The sequence below is a fragment of the Pseudomonas sp. Fl4BN1 genome (genome assembly GCF_009908285.1).
In the GTDB taxonomy this organism is placed as follows: Bacteria; Pseudomonadota; Gammaproteobacteria; order Pseudomonadales; family Pseudomonadaceae; genus Aquipseudomonas.
The window spans coordinates 196124-218267 of the sequence record NZ_JAAARM010000010.1 but is presented as its reverse complement, the minus strand read 5'-3'; the positions used below and the strand labels follow the sequence as shown (position 1 = coordinate 218267).

Genomic DNA, 22144 nt, shown 5'->3' with positions numbered 1-22144 from the left:
TGGACTTCTGTGACTGCCCAAGAGGTATCCCCCATGAGTGAAAGCACCACGCACACCTTCGACTACATCGTGGTCGGCGCCGGCTCCGCCGGTTGCGTGCTGGCCAACCGCCTGTCCGCCGACCCCAAGGTCCAGGTGTGCCTGATCGAGGCCGGGCCCAGCGACCGCACGTTGCTGCCCGCGGCCTATGTGCGCACCCCGGCGGGGATCATCCGCCTGATCGCCAACCCGCGCTGGAACTGGATGCACCAGTTCAGCCCCCAGGCCAGCAGCGGCGACGTGCCGATCCCCTGCCCCCGAGGCCGGGTCTGGGGTGGCTCCAGCGCGATCAACGGGATGATCTATATCCGCGGCCATCGCCTGGATTTCGACCGCTGGGTCGCCGCCGGCAACCAGGGCTGGAGCCATGACGAACTGCTGCCCTACTTCAAGCGCTCGGAGCATTTCGAACCGGGCGCCTCGCCCTGGCACGGCCAGCACGGCGAGCTCAACGTCGCCGAACAGCGCAGCCCAAGCCCGGTCAATTCGGTGTTCTACCAGGCCGCCACCGAGCTGGGCTGGAACTACAACCCGGACTTCAACAGCGCGGAACAGGAAGGCTTCGGGCCGTTCCATGTCACCCAGATCAACGGCGAACGCTGCAGCGCCGCCCGGGCCTTCCTGCACCCGATCCTGCATCGGCAGAACCTGACGGTACTGAGCAGCACCCTGACCCACCGGGTATTGCTGCAAGGCACCCGCGCCAGCGGCGTGGAAATCAGCCAGGACGGCCGGGTGTGGCAATTGCAGGCGCGCCGGGAGGTGATCCTCAGCGCCGGGGCGATCAACTCTCCGCAACTGCTGTTGCTGTCCGGCATCGGCCCGGCCGAGGAGCTGGAGCGCCACGGGATCGTTTCCCGCCATCCGCTGCCGGGGGTCGGGCTCAACCTGCAGGATCACCAGGACATCGTGCTGATGTACCGCAGCGACCCCGAGCTGGGCTACGGCATTTCCGCCAAGGGCCTGCTGCCCCTGGCCCGCTCGCCCTGGCAGTACCTGACCCGGCGCCAGGGCCCGCTGACCTCCAACACCGTCGAGTCCGGGGCCTTCCTGCGCCTGACACCCGAGGACCCGGTGCCGGAACTGGGGCTGATCGTCGCCCCGGCCCTAAAGAACCAGCCCCAGCGCCTGATCCCCGTGGGCCACGGCATCAGCCTGCATGTGGCGGTGATGCACCCGCAGAGCCGTGGTCGGGTGCGCCTGAACTCCGCCGACCCGCACGACAAGCCGCTGATCGACGCCAACTTCCTCAGCCACCCGGAAGACCTGCGCAAGCTGGTGGCCGGGTTGCGTCTGGTGCGCCAGCTGGCGGCGACTCGAGCCTTCTCCCAGCGCTTGCGCGGCGAGCTGGTGCCCGGGCCGCAGGTGCAGAGCCAGGAACAGATCGAGCAATGGATCCGCCAGCACCTGGGCACGGTGTTTCACCCGGTGGGCAGTTGCAAGATGGGCCACGACGAACTGGCGGTGGTAGACGACCAACTTCGGGTCCACGGCCTCCAGGGCCTGCGGGTGGCGGATGCCTCGATCATGCCGAGCCTGATCACCGGCAACACCAACGCGGCGGCGATCATGATCGGGGAAAAGGCTGCGGACCTGCTACTGGGAGCAGCCCAGGCGCAACCCTGCACTGCGCCCCGCAACGAGGCTTGCGTCTGATGCCTGGGCTCAGGGGCGCTTCGGCGCCTCGGCGCTCCAGAGCACTGGCCAGTCTTCGTAGCCCAAGCCGCTGCAACTGGGCATGCGCCGGTAGTCGGTGAGCTGGAACGCCTGGCCGTCGAAGTGCCAGCTGGCCATTTCACCACAGTCGCCAACCCCGCGGCCCAGCAGGAAACTGCTGAGTACGCCGGTCTCGGGGTAATAGTTGATGCCGCCGGCATTATCGACGCTTCCGGCCGGCAATGCCTGCAGCTGCAGGCTTTGCACCCCATAGGGCGCAGTGCGCGAGCGGCTGCTGATATCGAACAGGCAGATGTAGGCACCGCAGTCGGAGAACTCGAACACCAGCACCTGCTGCGCAGTCAGGGGATAGACCTCGATCCTCGGCGGCATGACGTAGTCGTCGTCTTCTTCGGACTTTGGCGGCGGCAAGGTTTTTTGCACCGCCGCCAGTAGCCCGGCGCGCTCCCGGGCGCTGAGGGGCTTCACCCCCGGATAGGGGCGCAACGCCTGGGCCGGCTGGACCCTGGGCACCGCGCTGTTCGGTTGCTCGCCGGGCGCCGCCAGGGCGCTGACCGTGCCCTGGCGCTGCTGCGCCTGGTCCACCCCTTGCAGCAACTCCGGCAGCCCCTTGAGCAGCACCTGGGCCGGTTCCTCGCCGGGCAACTCCAGCACCTGCCCGGCCCGCAGGCGCGCCAGCCATTGTCGGACCAGGGGCTGATCATCAACCCGGTAGTACTGTTGTTCACGGGTGCTGTCGGGGGCTTCCACTTCCTGGACCAGGGCCGCCAGCAAGCCCGGCTCCAGCGGCTGGCCATCCAGGCGCAGCGCGCCGAGTTCGAATGGCGCGCCCTGGTGCTCCAGTTGCAGTTGCACCCGGCCCTCGGGACCGGCCTGGCTGCGGATTTTCAAGGTCAGGTGGTTGACCTGCGCGGCAAAGGCAATGTTCGGCGCGTAGAGCAGTTGGCAGTCGCGGCGGTTGTCGCACGCGCTGATCCAGCCCTCCTGCTGCAACCACAGCGGCGTCTGTTCCGGCAGCTCCCGGGCCTGGCACGGCAAGGCACCCAGCACCAGCAGGGACAACACAACAGTACGCAGCATGAAGACGCTCCTTGTCGGGCAAAGGCGCGGATTCTGCCACGCCCGCCAGACGGCGAATACAGCCAGCGCCAACTGCCTGTGCAAGGCCCCGTGGTATCAGCCCTGCCCGGGCTCTCAGGCGCCCGGCGCAGCTGCAGAAGGTGCAATCACCTGCCCCTGGCGCAAGCGGTACTCGCCCGGCGCGGTCTTGGCGTAACGCTGGAAAAACCGGCTGAAATAGGCCGGGTCCTTGAAGCCCAGCTGGTAACAGATCTCGTTGATCGAACTGCCGGTGAACAGCAGCAGGCGCTTGGATTCCTGCATCAGCCGTTCGTACACCAGGCGTTTGGATGGCAAGTCGGCAATGCGCCGGCAGACATCGTTGAGCCGCGCCTCGGTAACCCCGAGCGTGCTGGCGTAGCGACTCAGGGGCCAATGCTCCAGGTAGCGGACCTCGATCAGCTCGTTGAAGCGATGGAAGATCTGCAGGTCTTCATGGCGCGCCGGACGCGCCTTCAGGGAGTTGGCCGAGAGCCGCAGCAGGCTGATCATCAGCAGCCGGGTCAGGGCTTCGAGCGCCGATTCGCGGCCGGCCCCCTGCCCCGCGATCTCCTGCTGCAGTTCATCGAACAGGTACTCCAGGCGCCGCACTTCGCTGGCGAACTCCGCTCCCAGGCGCGCCAGGGCCACGCACACCGGCGGCACCTGGGGCATCGGGGCCAGTGCCGGATCGGCGCCGATCAACTCCCACACCAGCTGCTGGCGCACGGTGAGCACATGGCCTTCGCTGTCGGCCTCGGTGACGAAGGCGTGGGGAATGGTCGGCGGGGTCAGGAAGAACATCGGCCCCGACTCCAGGTACTGCTGGTCGTCGAGGTAGACCCGCACCGCGCCGCTCTGCACGTAGTGCACCTGGAAGAAACGGTCGTGGCGATGCACCGGCATATTGCGGCCGAAGAAGTCGGCCAGGTTGCTGAGCTTGTCGTAGTGCACCTGGGCATCGGCGTAACGCTGGTCGTAGACCTGGCCGATGTTGATGTTGGGGATAGGTTGGCGTGGGTTCATGGCGCCCTTCTGTTTTTATTTTGATCCACGCGGACCCTGCGCATCCTGCGTGATTCGCGGCTTGCCCGCCAGTCCGGGATGGGAGCTGCAAGCGCGTCGCTTGACGATCGTTAACATATTAAATATAACGTTAACACATTAACGAAACCGACCCGCCAGCGGCAAGCCGCTACGGGAACGGACACCAGGAGAGCCCGATGAGCCGTGCACTGAACGATCACGCCGGCGGCACCTTGTTCGGCGTTGCGCTGAACTACCAGGGGTTGCTGCAGAGCCATCTGCAGAGCTTCACCCAGCCGCCCTACCAGAAGCCGCCGGTGAAGCCGGTGCTGTTCATCAAGACCCCCAACACCCGCAACAGCCATGAGGCGCCGGTGGTGTTTCCCCAGGGTGTGGAACGCCTGCAGCCGGGCCCGGCCCTGGGCGTGGTGATCGGCAAGCGCGCCAGCCGGGTGCGCCTGGAGGATGCCCTGGAGCATGTCGCCGGCTACACCATCGTCAACGAATTCAGCCTGCCGGAAGACAGCTACTACCGCCCCGCGGTCAAGGCCAAGTGCCGGGACGGCTTCTGCGCCCTGGGCCCGGAACTGGTGCCGGCCGCCGAGGTCAGCGACCCCCACAACCTCAGCCTGGAACTGTTCGTCAACGGCGAGCGGGTACAGCACAACAGCACCGCCAACCTGGTGCGCAGCATTCCCCAGCTGATTGCCGAGATCAGCGAGTTCATGACCCTGCACCCCGGTGACGTGCTGATCACCGGCACCCCGGAAGGTCGGGTCGATGTCCGCCCGGGCGATCGGGTCGAAGTGCAGATCAGCGGCCTGGGCCGCCTCGCCAACACCATCGTGGCCGAATAAGGAGCCGACATGAAACATGCACGCATCCGTTATCAGGGTCAGGTCCACCAGGCCCTGGTCACCGGCCCCAACACCCTGCAACTGGAAGACGGCCGGGTTCTTGCCGAAGACCAGGTGCAGTGGCTGCCGCCGGCCACCGGGACCATGTTCGCCCTGGGCCTGAACTACGCCGACCACGCCGCCGAACTGGCCTTCACGCCGCCCACCGAGCCCCTGGTGTTCATCAAGTCGCCGGGCACCTACACCGGCCACAACCAGGTGACCTGGCGTCCGGACAACGTCGCCTACATGCACTACGAGTGCGAGCTGGTGGCGGTGATCGGCAAGACCGCGCGCAACGTCAAGCGCGAGGACGCCCTGGACTACCTGGCCGGCTACACCCTGTGCAACGACTACGCGATCCGCGACTACCTGGAGAACTACTACCGGCCCAACCTGCGGGTGAAGAACCGCGACGCCACCACCCCGGTGGGCCCGTGGATCATCGACGCGGCCCTGGTACCCGAACCCAACAACCTGACCCTGCGCACCTGGGTCAACGGCGAGCTGCGCCAGCAAGGCAGCACCGCCGACATGATCTTCGACATCCCCTACCTGATCGAATACCTGTCCGGCTTCATGACCCTGCAACCGGGCGACATGATCGCCACCGGCACCCCCGAAGGCCTGTCCGACGTGGTGCCCGGCGATGAGGTGGTGGTGGAAATCGAAGGCATCGGCCGGCTGGTCAACCGCATCGTCAGCGAAAGCGAATTCTTCACCCATCACGCCCCCACCGCGGTGGCCAAGGAGCACGCATAAATGATCAAGCACTGGATCAACGGTCGCGAAGTCGAAAGCCGCGAAGTGTTCACCAACTACAACCCCGCCACGGGCGAAGCCATCGGTGAAGTGGCCAGCGGCGGCGCCGAGGAAATCGCCCAGGCGGTAGCGGCGGCCAAAGAAGCCTTTCCGAAATGGGCCAACACCCCGGCCAAGGAACGCGCGCGGCTGATGCGTCGCCTGGGGGCATTGATCGAAGAGAACGTACCGCACCTGGCGGAGCTGGAAACCCTGGACACCGGCCTGCCGATCCACCAGACCAAGAACGTGTTGATCCCCCGCGCCTCGCATAACTTCGACTTTTTCGCCGAAGTCTGCACCCGCATGGATGGCCACAGCTATCCGGTGGACGACCAGATGCTCAACTACACCCTGTACCAGCCGGTGGGGGTCTGCGCCCTGGTGTCGCCATGGAACGTGCCGTTCATGACCGCCACCTGGAAGACCGCTCCCTGCCTGGCCCTGGGCAACACCGCGGTGCTGAAGATGAGCGAGCTGTCGCCACTGACCGCCAATGAGCTGGGCAGGCTGGCGGTGGAAGCCGGGATTCCCGCCGGGGTGCTGAACATCGTCCAGGGCTACGGCGCCACTGCCGGCGACGCCCTGGTACGCCACCCGGACGTGCGGGCAATCTCCTTCACCGGCGGCACCGCCACCGGCAAGAAGATCATGCAGACCGCCGGCCTGAAGAAGTACTCCATGGAACTGGGCGGCAAGTCGCCGGTGCTGATCTTCGAGGACGCCGACCTCGAACGCGCCCTGGACGCCGCGCTGTTCACCATCTTCTCGCTGAACGGCGAACGCTGCACCGCCGGCAGCCGGATCTTCATCCAGGAAAGCGTCTACCCGCAATTCGTCAAGGAATTCGCCGCCCGGGCCAAGCGGCTGATCGTCGGTGACCCGCAGGACCCCAAGACCCAGGTTGGCTCGATGATCACCCAGGCCCACTACGACAAGGTCACGGGTTATATCCGCATTGGCATCGAGGAAGGCGCGACCTTGCTCGCCGGTGGCCTGGAGCGCCCGGCCAACCTGCCGGCGCACCTGGCTCGGGGGCAGTTCATCCAGCCCACGGTATTTGCCGATGTCGACAACAAGATGCGCATTGCCCAGGAAGAGATCTTCGGCCCAGTGGTGTGCCTGATCCCGTTCAAGGACGAGGCCCAAGCCCTGCAACTGGCCAACGACACCGAATACGGCCTGGCGTCCTACATCTGGACCCAGGACATCGGCAAGGCCCATCGCCTGGCCCGGGGCATCGAAGCCGGCATGGTGTTCATCAACAGCCAGAACGTGCGCGACCTGCGTCAGCCGTTCGGTGGGGTCAAGGGCTCCGGCACCGGCCGTGAGGGCGGCGAATACAGCTTCGAGGTGTTTGCCGAGATCAAGAACGTCTGCCTTTCCATGGGCAGCCACCACATCCCGCGCTGGGGCGTATAAGGTTCAGAAGCGTCACGCATCGCGCGAACAATAAGATGTTTCAGGAGAAGCACCATGGGCGAAGTCGTCATGGCCGCCAAGGTCTGTCACGTTCCATCAATGTACCTGTCCGAACTGCCGGGCAAACACCACGGCTGCCGTGAGGCGGCCATTGCCGGGCACAAGGAGATCGCCCGCCGCGCCCGCGAGCTGGGCGCCGACACCGCGGTGGTGTTCGATGTGCACTGGCTGGTCAACAGCGGTTACCACATCAATTGCGGTGAAGTGTTCAACGGCACCTACACCAGCAACGAGCTGCCGCACTTCATCAAGAACATGACCTACGACTACCAGGGCTGCCCGGAGCTGGGCCAACTGATCGCCGCCGAGGCCAACGCCGCCGACGTGCGCACCCTGGCCCACAACATCCCCAGCCTGGAGCTGGAGTACGGCACCCTGGTGCCCATGCGCTACATGCACATGGATGTACCCGCCGCCGAGCACTTCAAGGTGGTGTCCATTGCCGCCTGGTGCGCCTGGCACAAGCTCGAAGACAGCTTCACCTTCGGCGCCGCGGTGCGCCGGGCCATTGAGCAGAGTGATCGCAAGGTCCTAGTGCTGGCTTCCGGCTCCCTGTCCCACCGCTTCTCCGATGACCGCGAAGCCGAGGCCAACATCCACAAGTGGACCCGCGAGTTCGACAAGCAAGTGGATCAGCGGGTGGTGGAGCTGTGGCAGCAGGGTCGCTTCCGCGAGTTCTGCGCGATGCTCCCGGACTACGCCGAGCACTGCTACGGCGAGGGCAAGATGCATGACACGGCCATGCTCCTGGGCCTGCTCGGTGGCCCCGAGTACAACCGCCCGGCCGAGATCGTCACGCCACTGTTCGGCAGCTCCGGCACCGGCCAGATCAACGCGATCTTTGAAGTTTAAAAACCGCGGCCAGCGTTGAGCTAGAGGCTGCAAGACCACATCGACAGCAGCGGCAAGCCGCAAGCCTGCAGCCGTAAGAGAACCTTCTTGCCGCGTGTAGCTTGCCGCATGCTGTTGCCTGTGAAGGAGGCACCGTGCCCCATTTCATTGCTGAATACACCGACAACATCGAACAGGCCGCCAATCTGCCGGGGCTGTTCGAAAAGGTTCATGACTACCTGGGCGCCAGCGGGGTTTTCCCCCTGGGAGGCATTCGCAGCCGCGGGGTGCGCCTGGATACCTGGCGCATGGCCGACGGCAAGCACGACTACGCCTTTGTCCATATGCGCCTGCAAGTAGGCGCCGGACGCGACCTGGCGACCAGGCGACAAGTGGCCGAAGGCTTGTTCGAGATCATCCAGGCGCATTTTGCCGAGCTGCAGGCCCAGCGGCTGCTGGCCCTGTCGTTCGAGATGAGCGAGCTGGATGCCGAGCTGAACTTCAAGCACAACAACGTGCACGAGTTCCTGCGCGGGCAAGCCTGAAGCCTGCGCCGCCCCTTTCGCCGGCAAGCCGGCTCCTACAGCGCCCCCGTAGGAGCTGGCTTGCCAGCGAAGAGGCCCTCAAGCCTTGTGCCAGTCCTGGATCCGCCTTCGCCGGCAAGCCGGCTCCTACAAGAACAATAACGAGACCCTTGTCATGCCCCATGCCACCACCGCCGAGACCTCGCGCGCCGAGGTCAATGACTGTTATCGCAAGATCACCTGGCGGCTGATGCCGTTGCTGTTCGTCTGCTACATCTTCGCCCACCTGGACCGGATCAATATCGGCTTCGCCAAGCTGCAGATGACCCAGGACCTGGGCTTCAGCGACAGTGTCTACGGCCTCGGCGCCGGCCTGTTCTTCGTCGCCTACGCGCTGTTCGGGGTGCCCAGCAACCTGGCCCTGGATCGGGTCGGACCACGGCGCTGGATCGCCTTCCTGATGCTGGTCTGGGGCCTGTTGTCCAGCGCCCTGATGCTGGTGGACAGCGCCTGGAGCTTCTATGTCCTGCGCTTTCTGCTGGGGGTCGCCGAGGCCGGCTTCTTCCCCGGCATCCTGGTGTTGCTCAACCGCTGGTTCCCGGCCAGCCGCCGCGGCCAGGTGACCGCATTGTTCGCCATTGCCGTGCCCATGGCCGGGGTTGTCGGCGGGCCCTTGTCGGGATGGATTCTGGAAGGCTTCCACGATTTCGGCGGCCTGCGCGGCTGGCAGTGGATGTTCCTGATCGAAGGCCTGCCGGTGGTCCTGCTGGGGCTGGTGGTGCTCAAGGCCCTGCCGGAAAGCATCGAGCAGGTGGACTGGCTGACCCCGGCGCAGAAAACCCAGCTGTTGCAGGCGTTGCGCCAGGAAGAGCAGCACAAGTCCATCACCCGTCTCAGCGGCATCCTCAAGGACCGTCACGTCTGGTTGCTGGTGTGCATCTATTTCGCGGTGATGCTGGCGGTCAACACCATCGCCTTCTGGATGCCGACCCTGATCCATCACGCCGGTATCGCCCGAGACAGCAATGTCGGGATGCTCAGCGCCCTGCCCTACCTGGCCGGCTGCCTGTTCATGCTCGGCGTCGGCCGTTCCTCGGACCGCAGGCGTGAACGCCGCTGGCACCTGGGGGTGCCGCTGCTGATGTCCAGCCTCGGCCTGATCCTCACCGGCTTGGCCCCGGAAAACCCCTGGCTGGTGATGTTCGGCCTGCTGGTGGCGGGCATGGGCGCCAGCGCCGCGCTGCCGATGTTCTGGCAACTGCCACCAGCGTTTCTCGCCAGCAGCACCCAGGCCGCCGGCATTGCCATGATCAGTTCCTTCGGCAGCGTCGCGGCGTTCCTTGCACCGTATTTGATCGGCGTGGTGCGCGACGCCACCCAAAGCGCCAGCCTCGCCCTCTACGCCCTCGCCCTGCTGATCGCCGGCGGTGCCTGGCTGGTGCTGCGAGTGCCGGCCCATATCGTCAACCCTCGGGAGAAATAAACATGCTCAGCCCCTCGGATATCCAACAGGCCGCCGCACGGCTCAACGCCGCCGAACAGAGCCGCGAACAGATCGGCCAACTGTCCCTGCAATACCCGAACATCACGATCGAAGACGCCTATGCCATCCAGCGCAGTTGGGTGGAACAGAAGATCCGCGACGGCCGCAAGCTGGTGGGCCACAAGATCGGCCTGACGTCCCGGGCGATGCAGGTGTCGTCGAACATCACCGAACCGGACTTCGGCGCCCTGCTGGACGACATGCTGTTCGATGAAGGCAGTGATATTCCGTTCCAGCGCTTCATCGTGCCGCGGGTCGAGGTGGAGCTGGCGTTCATCCTCGGCAAACCCTTGAAAGGCCCCAACTGCACCCTGTTCGATGTGCTGGACGCCACCGACTGGGTGATCCCGGCGCTGGAGATCATTGATGCGCGGATCCAGCAGGTGGACCCGCAGAGCCAGGTCACGCGCAAGGTCTTCGACACTATTTCCGACAACGCCGCCAACGCCGGCGTGGTCATGGGCGGCCGCGCCGTGCGCCCGGGCGACGTGGACCTGCGCAAAGTACCGGCAGTGCTCTACCGTAATGGAGTGATCGAAGAGTCGGGGGTTTCCGCCGCGGTGCTCAACCACCCGGCCAAGGGTGTCGCCTGGCTGGCCAACAAGCTGGCAGCCTACGACGTCGGCCTGGAGGCCGGACAGATCATTCTCGGAGGCTCCTTTACCCGCCCGGTGGCGGCACGTCCGGGAGATGTCTTCCACGTGGATTACGACCAATTGGGCAGCATCGCCTGCCGTTTTGTCTGAGGAAACCGTCATGGACATGCCGTTAAACCTGTTCAAGCAACGCCTGCAACAGGGCGACCCACAGATCGGCCTGTGGCTCGGCCTGGCGGACGCCTACTGCGCCGAGCTGGCGGCCAACGCCGGTTTCGACTGGCTGCTGCTGGACGGCGAACACGCCCCCAATGACCTGCGCAGCCTGCTGGCCCAGTTGCAGGCCATCGCCCCGTATGCCGCCCAGGGCATTATCCGGCCGCCGATTGGCGACACCGCATTGATCAAGCAACTGCTGGATATCGGCGCCCAGACGCTGCTGATTCCCATGGTCGAAAGCGCCGAACAGGCACGCCAGCTGGTGCGGGCCATGCGCTATCCGCCGCTGGGTATTCGCGGGGTGGGCAGCGCTCTGGCCCGGGCATCACGCTGGAACAGCATTGGCGACTACCTGGATCAGGCGGATCAGCAGATGTGCCTGCTGGTGCAGATCGAGAACCTGGAGGGGCTGTGCAACCTCGACGAGATTCTCACGGTGGACGGTGTCGACGGTGTGTTCATCGGCCCCGCGGACCTGTCGGCGGCCATGGGCCACCGCGGCAACCCCGGGCATCCGCAGGTGATCGCCGCCATCGAGGACGCCATCGTACGGATTCGCCAGGCCGGCAAGGCGGCGGGCATTCTCAGCGCCGATCAGCGCCTGGCGCGGCGCTGCATCGAACTGGGGGCGAATTTCGTCGCAGTGGGTGTGGACACCACGGTGCTGATGAAGGGCCTGCAGAGCCTGGCCGGGCAGTACAAGGGCCTGGATACCCCCACCAGCGAGGGCGGGGTTTACTGACCGGCGGGTTGCCGGCGAAGGCGGCCTTATGGGCGCGGCAAGGCTTGAGGGCCCCTTCGCTGGCAAGCCAGCTCCTACACAAAGGGGGATTGCGCGAGGTTTTTCGTAGGAGCCGGCTTGCCGGCGAAGGCGGTCTTATGGGCGCGGCAAGGCTTGAGGGCCTCTTCGCTGGCAAGCCAGCTCCTACACAAAGGGGGATTGCGCGAGGTTTTTCGTAGGAGCCGGCTTGCCGGCGAAGGCGGCCTTATGGGCGTCGTAAGGCTTGAGGGCCTCTTCGCTGGCAAGCCAGCTCCTACACAAAGGGGGATTGCGCGAGGTTTTTCGTAGGAGCCGGCTTGCCGGCGAAGGCGGTCTTATGGGCGTCGCAAGGCTTGAGGGCCTCTTCGCTGGCAAGCCAGCTCCTACACAAAGGGGGATTGCGCGAGGTTTTTCGTAGGAGCCGGCTTGCCGGCGAAGGCGGTCTTATGGGCGTCGCAAGGCTTGAGGACCTCTTCGCTGGCAAGCCAGCTCCTACAGGGCGCTTATGCGGGGCAGCTGGCCAGGCGCCAGACCCGGGCGATGTCCGCCGCTCGTTCACGCAGCAGGCGCGGCGCTTCGCGGCAAGCCTGCTCCAGGGTCATGGGCCCGGAGGTCAGGGCAAACGCCGCATCCACGCCATGCTGGTACATCTGTTGGTAACCCTCGCCGAGGGTGCCGGCAATGACAATCACCGGAACCCCCTGTTCACGGGCAATCCGCGCCACGCCGAAAGGGGTCTTGCCGCGCAGGGTCTGGGCATCGAAACGCCCCTCGCCGGTTATCAGCAAGTCGGCGCCACGCACTGCCTGTTCCAGGCCCACCAGTTCCGCCACTACCTCCACGCCGGGACGAAATTGCGCGCCGAGAAATGCCTTGGCGGCAAACCCCAGCCCTCCGGCAGCACCGCTGCCGGGCTCATTGCGTACATCCCTGGGCAGCACCTGGGCGCACAGGTCGGCAAAGTGCCCCAGGGCCTGATCCAGTTGTTGCACGTGCTGGGGCGAGGCGCCCTTTTGCGGGCCGAATATGGCTGAGGCGCCGTGATCGCCACACAGGGGATTGTTGACGTCGGCGGCGATCTCAAAACGCACCTGGGCCAGGCGCGGGTCGAGGCTATCCAGCTCAATGCCGGCCAGATTGGCCAGGGCCAGGCCGCCGCGAGGCAATGCTTGGCCCTTGGGGTCCAGCAACTTCAGGCCCAGGGCTTGCAGGGCACCGGCGCCGCCATCGTTGGTAGCACTGCCGCCGATAGCCAGGATGATCCGCTGGGCACCGGCGTCCAGCGCCGCCTGAATCAGCTCCCCGGTGCCAAAGGTACTGCTGTTGCAAGCATCGCGCTGGCCCAGCGGCAGCAACTGCAGGCCGCTGGCTTCGGCCATCTCGATGATCGCCGTATGGCTCTGGGGCAACCAGCCCCAGTGGGCCTCGACCGCGGCCCCCAGCGGCCCCTGGACCCGAGTGCTGCGCAGTTGCCCTTCACAGGCGGCGAGAATCGACGCCACCGTCCCTTCCCCGCCGTCGGCCATCGGGCATTGCTGCACCTGGGCATCGGGCCAGACATCGGCCAGCCCCAGGGCAATCGCCTGGGCAACGTCTGCGGCACTCAGGCTGTCCTTGAAGGAGTCGGGGGCGATGATGATCTTCATGGGCTATCTCCGGTTCTTATGTCGCCATGCTGCCATCTGCCGAGCGCGCTGACGCCTGTCCGCTGCACAAGAGTGAAGGCGCTTTATTGTTCATTGTTACAACGGCGCCTGCCGGTTGAAGACACGAGCCCAGCAGTCGCTGCCGGAGGGTGCGGCCAGTGCCGGCGGCAAGCCGATCAAGACGCGGGGGCGCTGTGGCGTTCGGCGCCGGGAGGCAGCAGCTGTACGCCCAGATAGAGCGCCAGCATGCCGTCCAGGCGCAGAGGGTCGGCGCCGCTGAGTTCGGCGATGCGCTCCATGCGGTAGCGCAGGCTATTGCGATGGATGCCCAAGGCGTCGGCGCAGGCCTGGCTCTGGCCGTCGTGCTCGCACCAGCTGCGCAAGGTCGCCAGCAGTTGGCCGTTGCTGTCCTTGGCCAGGACTTTGCGCAGAGGGCTCAGCAACTCGTCCAGGGCATCGTCGTTGCGGTGACGCCAGAGCATCACCGGCAGGCGATAGCGATTGAGGGTCAGCAGGCGCGAGTCCGGCAGGATGTCGCGACCGTAAGCCAGCAGGTCGCCGACCCGACGGTAGCAACGGCGCAGCCCGGGCAAACCATCGGCCTGCCCGCCCACGGCCACGCGCAGGATGTTCCAGCCCTGGCCGTCGAGTTTTTCCAACAAGCGCGGGTTGTCCAGGCTCAGGCTTGCCGGGCGACACCAGAGCAGCGAGGTCTTGGACGAACTGACACACCAGCTGTCTGGATACCGCGACAGCAGCCAGGCGCTGAGGGCATCGACGCCCTGCCCCGAAGTCGGTTCCACGGCCAGTTCGAACAGATAGGGGGTGCGCGACAGGTGCGGCTTGAGGCCCATCTGCTGGGCTTCATCCACCAGCCGCGGCGAGTCGCCGCTGTCGCTCAGCAACAGCGCCAGCAGGTCATCGCAGCGCTGGCGCCGCCATTGCTGCTCAGCCTGTTGATGACGCTGGCCAACGAGCATTTCCGCGGTCATGCGCACCAGTTCGGCATAGGTGCGCAGCAAGGCCGGATCACCGGTGATGCCCAGCACGCCGATCAAGCGCTGGTCATGCAGCAGTGGCAGGTTGATCCCCGGCTGCACGCCCTTGAGCTGGCGCGCGGTGGGTTCGTCGATCTCCACCACGCGGCCGTTGGCCAGGACCAGTTGTGCGCCTTCGTGCCGGGTGTTGATCCGCTCCGGCTCACCGCTGCCAAGGATCAGGCCCTGGCTGTCCATGACGTTAACGTTGTAGGGCAGGATCGCCATCGTGCGGTCGACGATGTCCTGCGCCAGGTCATGCTCCAGCTCAAACATAGGGGGATGATCCTTTGGCGTTGTTCAGTGGCACAGGGCCCGCCGCCAATCGCTGTGCGCAGGCACAAAGACAGCGGCGCCTCGGTGACCGAGACTCTCAGGGCGGTCAACGTTACCCTTGCACCGCGAAAAATCATAATAAAGAGAGACACACCATGTCACAGAGCGCCGCTGCCCCACTGGCCCAGGCTGACGACAAGAACGCCGTCTACAAGCGCATCACCCTGCGCCTGATCCCCTTCATCTTTGTCTGCTACCTGTTCAACTACCTCGACCGGGTCAACGTCGGCTTTGCCAAGTTGCAGATGCTCGATGCCCTGAAGTTCAGTGAAACGATCTACGGCCTGGGTGCCGGGATCTTCTTTATCGGCTACGTGCTGTGCGGCGTGCCAAGCAACCTGGCACTGAACAAGTTCGGCCCACGACGCTGGATCGCGCTGATGATGATCACCTGGGGCACGTTGTCCACCTGCCTGCTGTTCGTCACCACGCCGACTCAGTTCTACACCCTGCGCCTGTTCACCGGCGCCGCCGAAGCCGGCTTTTTTCCCGGTGTGGTGCTGTACCTCTCGCAGTGGTTCCCGACCTTCCGCCGTGGCCGGATCATGGCCTTGTTCATGTCGGCGATCCCGGTGTCGGGCCTATTGGGCAGCCCGTTCTCTGGCTGGATCCTCAACCATTTCGCCGCGGGGCAAGGCGGTCTGGCCGGCTGGCAGTGGATGTTCCTGCTGCAAGGCATTCCTACCGTGATCCTCGGCGCATTGGCGTTCTTCTTGCTCAGCGACAGCTTTGCCCATGCCAAGTGACTGACTCCCGGTGAGCGTGCAGTGCTGGAGGCCGACCAGGCCACGGACGCGGCCAACCAGCCGAAAACTGCCAGCGATTCCCTGGCGGCGGTGTTCAAGAACCCAGCGATCTGGGCGTTCGGCCTGGTGTACTTTTGCATCCAGAGCGGGGTCTACGCGATCAACTTCTGGCTGCCGTCGATCATCAAGAACCTGGGCTTCAGCGACAACCTGGTCATCGGCTGGCTGAGCGCGATTCCCTACTTGCTGGCCGCGGTGTTCATGCTGCTGGTGGGGCGCTCGGCGGACCTGCGCAAAGAGCGGCGCTGGCACCTGGTGGTCCCCATGTTGATGGGCGCCGTGGGCCTGCTGATCGCAGTGAACTTCGCTGCCCACCCGGCCATTGCCATCCTCGGCCTGACCATCGCCACCATGGGCGCCCTCACCGGCCTGCCGATGTTCTGGCCGGTGCCTACTGCCCTGCTCAGCGCTGGCGCGGCGGCCGGCGGCCTGGCACTGATCAACTCCATGGGCCAGATGGCCGGGTTCCTCAGCCCCTACATCGTCGGCTGGGTCAAGGACAACACCGGCTCCACCGACGCCGCGCTGTACCTGCTGGCCGCGGTGATTGTCGCGGGCAGCTTGCTGGCCCTGCGCATGACCCGCACCCTGAATCGCTGAGTCCGGCAATAACCAAGCCCGTTCGAGTTGCTGCTCGAACGGGCTTTTTCATGGCCGCGTGCCAGTGACCGGGTTTGCCAGCGCAACGCTGTCGAACCCAGGCCCGTGACAGGCATTGCTCAACCGGGGCGTTCTGGTATTTGATGGTCGACTCAGAGCGCCGGAAACGGCCCCGCACCTCTCTAGCACAAGGATTTCGCCATGAGCTATCGCATCCTCGGCCACTCCGGCCTCAAGGTTTCCAGCCTGACCCTGGGCACCATGATGTTCGGCGAGCAGACCAGCACCGAAGACTCGCTGCGCATCATCGACAAGGCCTGGGACCAGGGGATCAACTTCATCGACACCGCCGACGTCTACACCCAGGGCCGCTCCGAGGAGATCGTCGGCGAGGCCATCGCCCGCCACCGGCAGGAGTGGGTACTGGCCTCCAAGGTCGGCTTTGGTCCCCTGGATGGTTTGCCCAATCGCAGCGGCTTGAGCCGCAAACACATTTTCAACGGCATCGACGCCAGTCTGACCCGGCTTGGCACCGATTACCTGGACATCTACTACCTGCACCGCGAAGACCAGGACACCCCACTGCAGGTGAGCATCTCGGCCATCGGCGACCTGTTGCGCCAGGGCAAGATCCGTTATTGGGGGTTGTCCAACTATCGCGGCTGGCGGATTGCCGAGGCGGTGCGCATTGCCGATCAACTGGGGGTCGACCGCCCGGTGATCAGCCAGCCGCTGTACAACATCGTCAACCGCCAGGCCGAGGGCGAGCAGATCACCGCCGCCAATGCCTATGGCCTGGGCGTGGTGCCCTATAGCCCCCTGGCCCGCGGTGTGCTCAGTGGCAAGTACGCCGCGGATGTGGTCCCGGACAGCAACAGCCGCGCCGGGCGCCAGGACAAGCGCATCCTGGAGACCGAATGGCGGGTCGAATCCTTGCGCATCGCCCAGCAGATCCAGGCCTACACCCAGAGTCGCGGGGTCGGCATCGTCGAGTTCGCCATCGCCTGGGTGCTGAACAACCAGGCGGTGAGCTCGGCCATCGTCGGGCCCCGTACCGAAGCCCAGTGGGACGCCTATACCCGGGCCCTGGAGGTGCAAATCAGCCCCGAGGACGAGGCCTTCATCGACTCCCTGGTAACCCCGGGGCACGCCTCGACCCCGGGTTTCAATGATGTCAGCCACTTCGTCTCGGGGCGTTTTCCGCGCATCGGTTGAAGGCCGCCGGTGGTGGCGCAAAGGCGCTCACCACCGGCCTCTGCGCCGGCAGGACTGCCCCTACGGCCGGCTTAAACGAGAAAATATCCCGCCGGGGGGTCGCAATCAGAGCAAAAAACTCGCGGCAAACCCTCTATATTGCCCCTCGCTTCTCTCCCCCCCTATTTCTATGCATCCCGAGCGTTCGGGTTTTACGAGGACAGTGTGTCTAAAGGTATTGCGTTATCGGTTCTGGCGTCGGTGCTGTTTGCCGTCATGTATTTCTACACTTCGCTGCTGGCGCCCCTGACCGGGGTGGAGATCTTCGGTTGGAGGATGTTGCTGACCCTGCCCTGCATGACCCTGTTCATGCTGTTCAGCGGAGAGTGGTATCGGGTCGGCGAAGTGCTGCGGCGGGTGCGCGTCAAACCGGTACTGTGCCTGGCGCTGCTGCTGTCCTCGGCCCTGGTGGGGGTGCAGCTCTGGCTGTTCATGTGGGCACCGCTGAACGGCCACAGCCTGGATGTGTCCCTGGGTTACTTCCTGCTGCCGCTGACCATGGTCCTGACCGGGCGCGTGGTGTATGGCGAGCGCCTGTCACGCTTGCAGAAAGTCGCTGCGGTGCTGGCCTGCCTCGGGGTGCTCAACGAGTTGTATCAAGTCGGCAGCTTTTCCTGGGCGACCCTGGTGGTGGCCGTGGGTTACCCGTTGTACTTCATCCTGCGCCGGCGCCTGAGGGCCGACCACCTGGGTGGCCTGTGGCTGGACATGGCCCTGCTGATACCCGTGGCGCTGTGGTTTGTGCAAGGCGGTGAACAAGGGTTTGGCGTGGTGGCGGCCCATCCCGGGTTGTACCTGCTGATTCCCCTGCTGGGGGTGATCAGTGCCTCGGCGCTGGTGTGCTACATCATTGCCAGCCGCTCGCTGGCCTTCAGCCTGTTCGGCCTGCTCAGTTATGTCGAGCCGGTACTGCTGTTGCTGGTGGCGCTGTTGCTGGGGGAAAGCATCAAGCCCGGGGAATGGCTGACCTATGTACCGATCTGGCTGGCGGTGCTGGTGCTGGTGCTTGAAGGCGTGCGCCATCTGCTGCGCCAGCAGCGCCGGCGCTGAAAATACCCGGGCGTGCTTCCAGCGGTGAAGCACGTTTTGCCAACCTGTGGCCTAGATCACCGGCCACCGACTGCACCACCGCAAGGGCTCAGGGCTTGATCTGTTTCAGTTCGTTGAGCAATGCGAGCAAGGCTTGCATCTTCTCTTCGCCAAACTGCTGCTGGATCTTCTGGTAGTTGATTTCCATGTCACCGCTCATGGACTCGAAACAGGCCTGACCCTTTTCGGTCAGGGTAATGAACAGGCGGCGCTGGTCCTCCGGGGACTTGCGCCGGCTGACGTACTCGTCTCGCTCAAGCCGGGTCAACACGCCCGTCATGCTCGGCGGTAGGATGCAGGCCATCTTCGCCAGTTGATGGCTCTCCAGTTCGCCGTTCTGGCGCAGGATGCGAATGACCCGCCATTGCTGTTCGGTCAGGTCGTGCTGGTTCAGCGATGGACGAAAAAAGGCCATGGCGGCCTCACGGGCCTGCAGCAAGGTCAAGGTCAGGGAAGGTCTGGGGGTTTTCATCGAGGCGTCGGTCAAGGGCTGGAAAATAAAGGCGAGAACATTAACACATTCACTATCGCCAACCGACAGGCAAAATAAAGCCCGATCAGGTTGCGCCTGATCGGGCCATGCGCTCAAGCGTGCCGGGGGTTACTCGGTGGCGAGTACACCACGACGCACCTGGTCGCGTTCGATCGATTCGAACAGTGCCTTGAAGTTGCCTTCACCGAAACCATCGTCGCCTTTACGCTGGATGAATTCGAAGAACACCGGCCCCATCAGGGTTTCCGAGAAGATCTGCAGCAGCAGGCGCTTGTCGCCGGCTTCCGACGAGCCATCCAGCAGGATGCCCCGGGACCGCAGTTCGTCGACCGGTTCGCCGTGGTTCGGCAGGCGGCCTTCGAGCATTTCGTAGTAGGTCTGGGGCGGTGCGGTCATGAAGCGCATGCCGATCTTCTTCAAGCGATCCCAGGTCTGGACCAGGTCGTCGGTGAGGAACGCCACGTGCTGGATGCCCTCGCCGTTGAACTGCATCAGGAACTCTTCGATCTGCCCGGCGCCCTTGGACGATTCCTCGTTCAGCGGGATGCGGATCATGCCGTCCGGAGCGGTCATGGCCTTGGAGGTCAGGCCGGTGTACTCGCCCTTGATGTCGAAGTAACGGATCTCGCGGAAGTTGAACAGTTTCTCGTAGAAGCCGGCCCAGTAGGCCATGCGCCCGCGATACACGTTGTGGGTCAGGTGGTCGATGATCTTCAGGCCGGCACCCGGAGGGTTGCGGTCCACGCCTTCGAGGTAGACGAAGTCGATGTCATAGATCGAGCTGCCTTCGCCGTAACGGTCGATCAGGTACAGCGGCGCGCCGCCGATGCCCTTGATCGCCGGCAGGTTCAGTTCCATCGGCCCGGTGGCGATATGAATCGGCTGGGCGCCCAGTTCCAGTGCGCGGGCGTAGGCTTGCTGGGCGTTCTTGACCCGGAACGCCATGCCGCATACGGACGGGCCGTGCTCGGCCGCAAAGTACGACGCGACGCTGTGAGGCTCGTTGTTGAGGATCAGGTTGATCTCGCCCTGACGATACAAGTGCACGTCTTTTGAACGATGGGTCGCGACTTTGGTGAAACCCATGATCTCGAAGATCGGTTCGAGGGTATTGGGGGTAGGCGATGCGAATTCGATGAATTCAAAGCCCATCAGGCCCATTGGGTTTTCGAAGATATCTGCCATGGTTGGCGCCTCATCATATTTTTAGAATTAACGGATCGTTAGTTGCTATCAATGCTGAGGAAAGAAGGGGGTGCGCAGGAAATGCCCCGCACGCTGCGGGCGAGGAAATCACCGTAGATCAGTTGAAACCCGAGAATCTTCATTTCGACCCTGTCTTGCTTACAGGCTGGGGGACGAGGCTTCTGCTGCCAGAAGACTTTATTATTGTATGCGTAACCGGATTCTACACAGCGTAAAAGCCTTTGTCCGCATTCTCTATAAAATCGCCTTTTTGCCGCCGCCCGCAAGCGGTTTGTTGCTCTGGTAGATGCCCCACAGGATCAACACCCCGCCCAGGCCCACCACCAGGCTCAACGGCTCCCCCAGCAACAGTGCGCCAAGGATCACCGCCGTCAGCGGATTGAGGGCGATGAACACTCCGGAACGGGTGGCGCCGATTCGCCGCAGACCGTCGTAGTACCAGATATAGGCCAGCGCCGAGCCCATCAGGCCCAGGTACAGCAGGCTCAGGCATTGGCCCAGGTTCAACCGGGCCAGCGCTTGCAGGTCGAACTCCCCCCGCGCCAGGGTCGCCGCGCACAGCATCAGGGTGCCCAGGAGGATCGAGTAAGTCACGGTCTGCAAGGGACCGAGGCTCTGATTGAGGCTTCTGGAAAACAGCGAATACACGCCCCAGCCCAGGACACAGCCGAGAATCAGCAGGTCACCGCGCCAGCCACCCGCCTGGTGGATCAGCGCCGCGGGATCACGACTGCAGATCACCAACGCAGAACCGCTCAGGCACAGCACGATGCCCAGCAGTTGGCGCCGGCTCAGGGGTTCCTTGAACAGCGCCCAGGACGCCAGGGCGATCACCACCGGATTCAACGCCACGATCAGTGACGCCCGTGAGGCGTTGATCTGTTGCAGGCCGAGGAAGAAACACAGGTTGTAGAAGAAGATCCCGAAGAACCCCAGCAGCGCCAGTTGGCCGAACTGCTTGAGGCTCGGACGAACCAGGGGAATCCGCGCCAGTGCCATGCAGCCGAGCAAGGCCAGGCTGGCGAGGAGAAAGCGCAGGCTGGCGGCCAATAGCGGTGAGAGTTCGCCGGCAAGGTAGCGTCCGGCAACGAAGGTGCCGCCCCAGATCATGCTGACTGCCGCCAGTTTGCCGTAGACCGCCAGGTCACTGTGCCGGGCCACCAAGGGGCCACGGATATTGATTTCACTCATGGTCATCACGCTCTGAGGCATTGGGTTTGTGCTGTGACGCTATTCTTTGTCTAATGCAAACTCATCGTAAAATGAGCTTTTACTCATGACCCTGACCCAATTAGAGATTTTTTCCCGAGTCGCCGAACTCCAGGGCTTCACCAGTGCGGCAACGCGCCTGGGGATCACTCAGTCAGCCGTCTCCCACGCCATCAAGTCCCTGGAGCAGGAGTTGGGGGTCGAGCTGTTTTTGCGCCATCAGGCTCCGATCGAACTCACGGATATCGGCCGGCAGCTGTTGTTGCGAGCCCGCGCCATGCTCGGCCTGGCGGCGACCCTGGAACAGGAAGCTGCGGATGCCCGGGGCATGAAGCGCGGCACCTTGCGCATCGGCTCGTTCGGGCCCACCGCCTCCATGCGCCTGTTGCCGCGAATCCTTGAGCAGTACCGTGGAGAGTTCCCCGGGATCGAGGTGCACATTGATGAGGGGCCGGATCGCCAGGTCCTGCAATGGCTTGAGGAACGGCGTATCGATCTGGGCTTCGTGGTGCTGCCCGAAGAGCGCTTCGATACCTTCGCGTTACTGCAAGACCAGTTGCTGGCGTTGATTCCCGCCAACCATGCCCTGGCCCGAGAGAAACACTTGAGTCTTGAGCAGCTGTGCCAAGACCCTTTCGTGCTCACCGAGGCCGGCTCGTCGGAGCTGGTCTCAAAGCTGTTCATCGGGGCCGGCTTGAGTCCCAACATTCGCTACCGCTGCTCACAACTGCTCAGCACCCTGGAAACCGTGGCCCGGGGCGACGCCCTGAGCATCGTTGCCGAGCTGTCGTTGCCCAAGGTCATGGACCCTCGTTATGTGAGCAAGGCGTTGTCGCCGGCGGTGCAGCGCCAGATAGGCATTGCCGTGCTGGACCAGCGCCAGTCATCGCCGGCGACCCTGGCCTTTATCCAGCACGCGCAACGTCTGTATCGTCTCGCAAAGCCGACTATCCTGCGATGATCGAGACAACGCCAG

19 protein-coding genes and 1 pseudogene are annotated in these 22144 nt (G+C 64.3%); 13 read left to right on the top strand and 7 right to left on the bottom strand.

Annotated elements, in window-relative coordinates; translation table 11 throughout:
• Positions 1-33 precede the first annotated feature (33 nt).
• Positions 34-1695 (top strand): GMC family oxidoreductase, encoded by a 1662-nt coding sequence (locus tag GV818_RS14225; protein ID WP_161776847.1) that lies wholly within the window; start codon positions 34-36, stop codon positions 1693-1695.
• A 9-nt stretch (positions 1696-1704) separates the two neighbouring features.
• On the opposite strand, the gene GV818_RS14220 is transcribed toward GV818_RS14225, so the two are convergent.
• Both GV818_RS14220 and hpaA read right to left on the bottom strand, forming a co-directional pair.
• Positions 1705-2796, bottom strand: coding sequence for a DUF1176 domain-containing protein (locus GV818_RS14220; RefSeq protein ID WP_161776846.1), 1092 nt, complete (start codon positions 2794-2796; stop codon positions 1705-1707).
• Between the two features lie 114 nt (positions 2797-2910).
• Positions 2911-3840 carry a 4-hydroxyphenylacetate catabolism regulatory protein HpaA gene (gene hpaA / locus GV818_RS14215; RefSeq protein WP_161776845.1) on the bottom strand — a complete coding sequence of 310 codons (930 nt, stop codon included), beginning with the start codon at positions 3838-3840 and terminating at the stop codon, positions 2911-2913.
• Positions 3841-4037: 197 nt separating this feature from the next.
• Between hpaA and GV818_RS14210 the strand changes: the two genes are divergently transcribed.
• The 8 genes from GV818_RS14210 (at position 4038) to hpaI (ending at position 11474) form a co-directional block, all read left to right on the top strand.
• Positions 4038-4697, top strand: a complete 660-nt coding sequence (locus GV818_RS14210) for a fumarylacetoacetate hydrolase family protein (RefSeq protein ID WP_161757148.1) — start codon at positions 4038-4040, stop codon at positions 4695-4697.
• A gap of 9 nt (positions 4698-4706) precedes the next feature.
• Complete coding sequence (locus tag GV818_RS14205) at positions 4707-5498, top strand: fumarylacetoacetate hydrolase family protein (RefSeq protein WP_161776844.1); 792 nt, start codon at positions 4707-4709, stop codon at positions 5496-5498.
• The gene (gene hpaE, locus GV818_RS14200) at positions 5499-6959 is read left to right on the top strand and encodes a 5-carboxymethyl-2-hydroxymuconate semialdehyde dehydrogenase (protein WP_161757150.1); all 1461 of its coding nucleotides are present in this window, start codon (positions 5499-5501) and stop codon (positions 6957-6959) included. It begins immediately after the preceding gene.
• A gap of 54 nt (positions 6960-7013) precedes the next feature.
• Positions 7014-7871, top strand: a complete 858-nt coding sequence (gene hpaD / locus GV818_RS14195) for a 3,4-dihydroxyphenylacetate 2,3-dioxygenase (RefSeq protein ID WP_161776843.1) — start codon at positions 7014-7016, stop codon at positions 7869-7871.
• Positions 7872-8005: 134 nt separating this feature from the next.
• Entirely contained in the window at positions 8006-8395 is a 390-nt protein-coding gene (locus GV818_RS14190) for a 5-carboxymethyl-2-hydroxymuconate Delta-isomerase (protein WP_161757152.1), read from the top strand.
• A 154-nt stretch (positions 8396-8549) separates the two neighbouring features.
• Positions 8550-9857, top strand: a complete 1308-nt coding sequence (locus tag GV818_RS14185; protein ID WP_161776842.1) for an MFS transporter — start codon at positions 8550-8552, stop codon at positions 9855-9857.
• A gap of 2 nt (positions 9858-9859) precedes the next feature.
• Positions 9860-10663 (top strand): 2-oxo-hept-4-ene-1,7-dioate hydratase, encoded by an 804-nt coding sequence (gene hpaH / locus GV818_RS14180; RefSeq protein WP_161776841.1) that lies wholly within the window; start codon positions 9860-9862, stop codon positions 10661-10663.
• A gap of 10 nt (positions 10664-10673) precedes the next feature.
• Positions 10674-11474, top strand: a complete 801-nt coding sequence (gene hpaI, locus GV818_RS14175) for a 4-hydroxy-2-oxoheptanedioate aldolase (RefSeq protein WP_161776840.1) — start codon at positions 10674-10676, stop codon at positions 11472-11474.
• Between the two features lie 521 nt (positions 11475-11995).
• On the opposite strand, the gene GV818_RS14170 is transcribed toward hpaI, so the two are convergent.
• Complete coding sequence (locus GV818_RS14170; RefSeq protein ID WP_161757156.1) at positions 11996-13138, bottom strand: glycerate kinase; 1143 nt, start codon at positions 13136-13138, stop codon at positions 11996-11998.
• 176 nt (positions 13139-13314) lie between these two features.
• Positions 13315-14451 (bottom strand): sugar diacid recognition domain-containing protein, encoded by a 1137-nt coding sequence (locus tag GV818_RS14165; protein WP_161776839.1) that lies wholly within the window; start codon positions 14449-14451, stop codon positions 13315-13317.
• A gap of 155 nt (positions 14452-14606) precedes the next feature.
• Between GV818_RS14165 and GV818_RS14160 the strand changes: the two are divergent.
• The 3 genes and pseudogenes from GV818_RS14160 to rarD all read left to right on the top strand — a co-directional run bounded on the left by GV818_RS14160 (position 14607) and on the right by rarD (position 18221).
• Positions 14607-15917, top strand: a pseudogene (locus tag GV818_RS14160) (MFS transporter).
• A 201-nt stretch (positions 15918-16118) separates the two neighbouring features.
• Complete coding sequence (locus tag GV818_RS14155) at positions 16119-17132, top strand: aldo/keto reductase (protein WP_161757159.1); 1014 nt, start codon at positions 16119-16121, stop codon at positions 17130-17132.
• Between the two features lie 204 nt (positions 17133-17336).
• Positions 17337-18221 (top strand): EamA family transporter RarD, encoded by an 885-nt coding sequence (gene rarD / locus GV818_RS14150; RefSeq protein WP_161776838.1) that lies wholly within the window; start codon positions 17337-17339, stop codon positions 18219-18221.
• A gap of 88 nt (positions 18222-18309) precedes the next feature.
• Here rarD and hpaR read toward each other — a convergent pair whose 3' ends face one another.
• From hpaR to GV818_RS14135, 3 genes are all read right to left on the bottom strand, one after another.
• Positions 18310-18732, bottom strand: a complete 423-nt coding sequence (hpaR, locus tag GV818_RS14145; RefSeq protein WP_161757161.1) for a homoprotocatechuate degradation operon regulator HpaR — start codon at positions 18730-18732, stop codon at positions 18310-18312.
• Between the two features lie 129 nt (positions 18733-18861).
• Entirely contained in the window at positions 18862-19938 is a 1077-nt protein-coding gene (gene hppD, locus GV818_RS14140; protein WP_161776837.1) for a 4-hydroxyphenylpyruvate dioxygenase, read from the bottom strand.
• Positions 19939-20193: 255 nt separating this feature from the next.
• On the bottom strand, positions 20194-21156 hold the full coding sequence (locus tag GV818_RS14135) for a DMT family transporter (RefSeq protein ID WP_372242093.1): 963 nt from the start codon (positions 21154-21156) through the stop codon (positions 20194-20196).
• Positions 21157-21235: 79 nt separating this feature from the next.
• Between GV818_RS14135 and GV818_RS14130 the strand changes: the two genes are divergently transcribed.
• Entirely contained in the window at positions 21236-22129 is an 894-nt protein-coding gene (locus tag GV818_RS14130) for a LysR family transcriptional regulator (RefSeq protein WP_161776835.1), read from the top strand.
• Positions 22130-22144 lie beyond the last annotated feature (15 nt).

Excerpts from the sequence above, each read along its gene's own strand:
- hpaA (WP_161776845.1), bottom strand. The coding sequence starts at position 3,840 with ATGAACCCACGCCAACCTATCCCCAACATCAACATCGGCCAGGTCTAC.
- hpaD (WP_161776843.1), top strand. The coding sequence starts at position 7,014 with ATGGGCGAAGTCGTCATGGCCGCCAAGGTCTGTCACGTTCCATCAATG.
- GV818_RS14165 (WP_161776839.1), bottom strand. The coding sequence starts at position 14,451 with ATGTTTGAGCTGGAGCATGACCTGGCGCAGGACATCGTCGACCGCACG.
- GV818_RS14155 (WP_161757159.1), top strand. The coding sequence starts at position 16,119 with ATGAGCTATCGCATCCTCGGCCACTCCGGCCTCAAGGTTTCCAGCCTG.
- GV818_RS14210 (WP_161757148.1), top strand. The coding sequence starts at position 4,038 with ATGAGCCGTGCACTGAACGATCACGCCGGCGGCACCTTGTTCGGCGTT.
- GV818_RS14130 (WP_161776835.1), top strand. The coding sequence starts at position 21,236 with ATGACCCTGACCCAATTAGAGATTTTTTCCCGAGTCGCCGAACTCCAG.
- hpaE (WP_161757150.1), top strand. The coding sequence starts at position 5,499 with ATGATCAAGCACTGGATCAACGGTCGCGAAGTCGAAAGCCGCGAAGTG.
- GV818_RS14170 (WP_161757156.1), bottom strand. The coding sequence starts at position 13,138 with ATGAAGATCATCATCGCCCCCGACTCCTTCAAGGACAGCCTGAGTGCC.
- hpaI (WP_161776840.1), top strand. The coding sequence starts at position 10,674 with ATGGACATGCCGTTAAACCTGTTCAAGCAACGCCTGCAACAGGGCGAC.
- GV818_RS14205 (WP_161776844.1), top strand. The coding sequence starts at position 4,707 with ATGAAACATGCACGCATCCGTTATCAGGGTCAGGTCCACCAGGCCCTG.
- hppD (WP_161776837.1), bottom strand. The coding sequence starts at position 19,938 with ATGGCAGATATCTTCGAAAACCCAATGGGCCTGATGGGCTTTGAATTC.
- hpaR (WP_161757161.1), bottom strand. The coding sequence starts at position 18,732 with ATGAAAACCCCCAGACCTTCCCTGACCTTGACCTTGCTGCAGGCCCGT.
- GV818_RS14185 (WP_161776842.1), top strand. The coding sequence starts at position 8,550 with ATGCCCCATGCCACCACCGCCGAGACCTCGCGCGCCGAGGTCAATGAC.
- GV818_RS14135 (WP_372242093.1), bottom strand. The coding sequence starts at position 21,156 with ATGACCATGAGTGAAATCAATATCCGTGGCCCCTTGGTGGCCCGGCAC.
- GV818_RS14225 (WP_161776847.1), top strand. The coding sequence starts at position 34 with ATGAGTGAAAGCACCACGCACACCTTCGACTACATCGTGGTCGGCGCC.
- hpaH (WP_161776841.1), top strand. The coding sequence starts at position 9,860 with ATGCTCAGCCCCTCGGATATCCAACAGGCCGCCGCACGGCTCAACGCC.
- GV818_RS14220 (WP_161776846.1), bottom strand. The coding sequence starts at position 2,796 with ATGCTGCGTACTGTTGTGTTGTCCCTGCTGGTGCTGGGTGCCTTGCCG.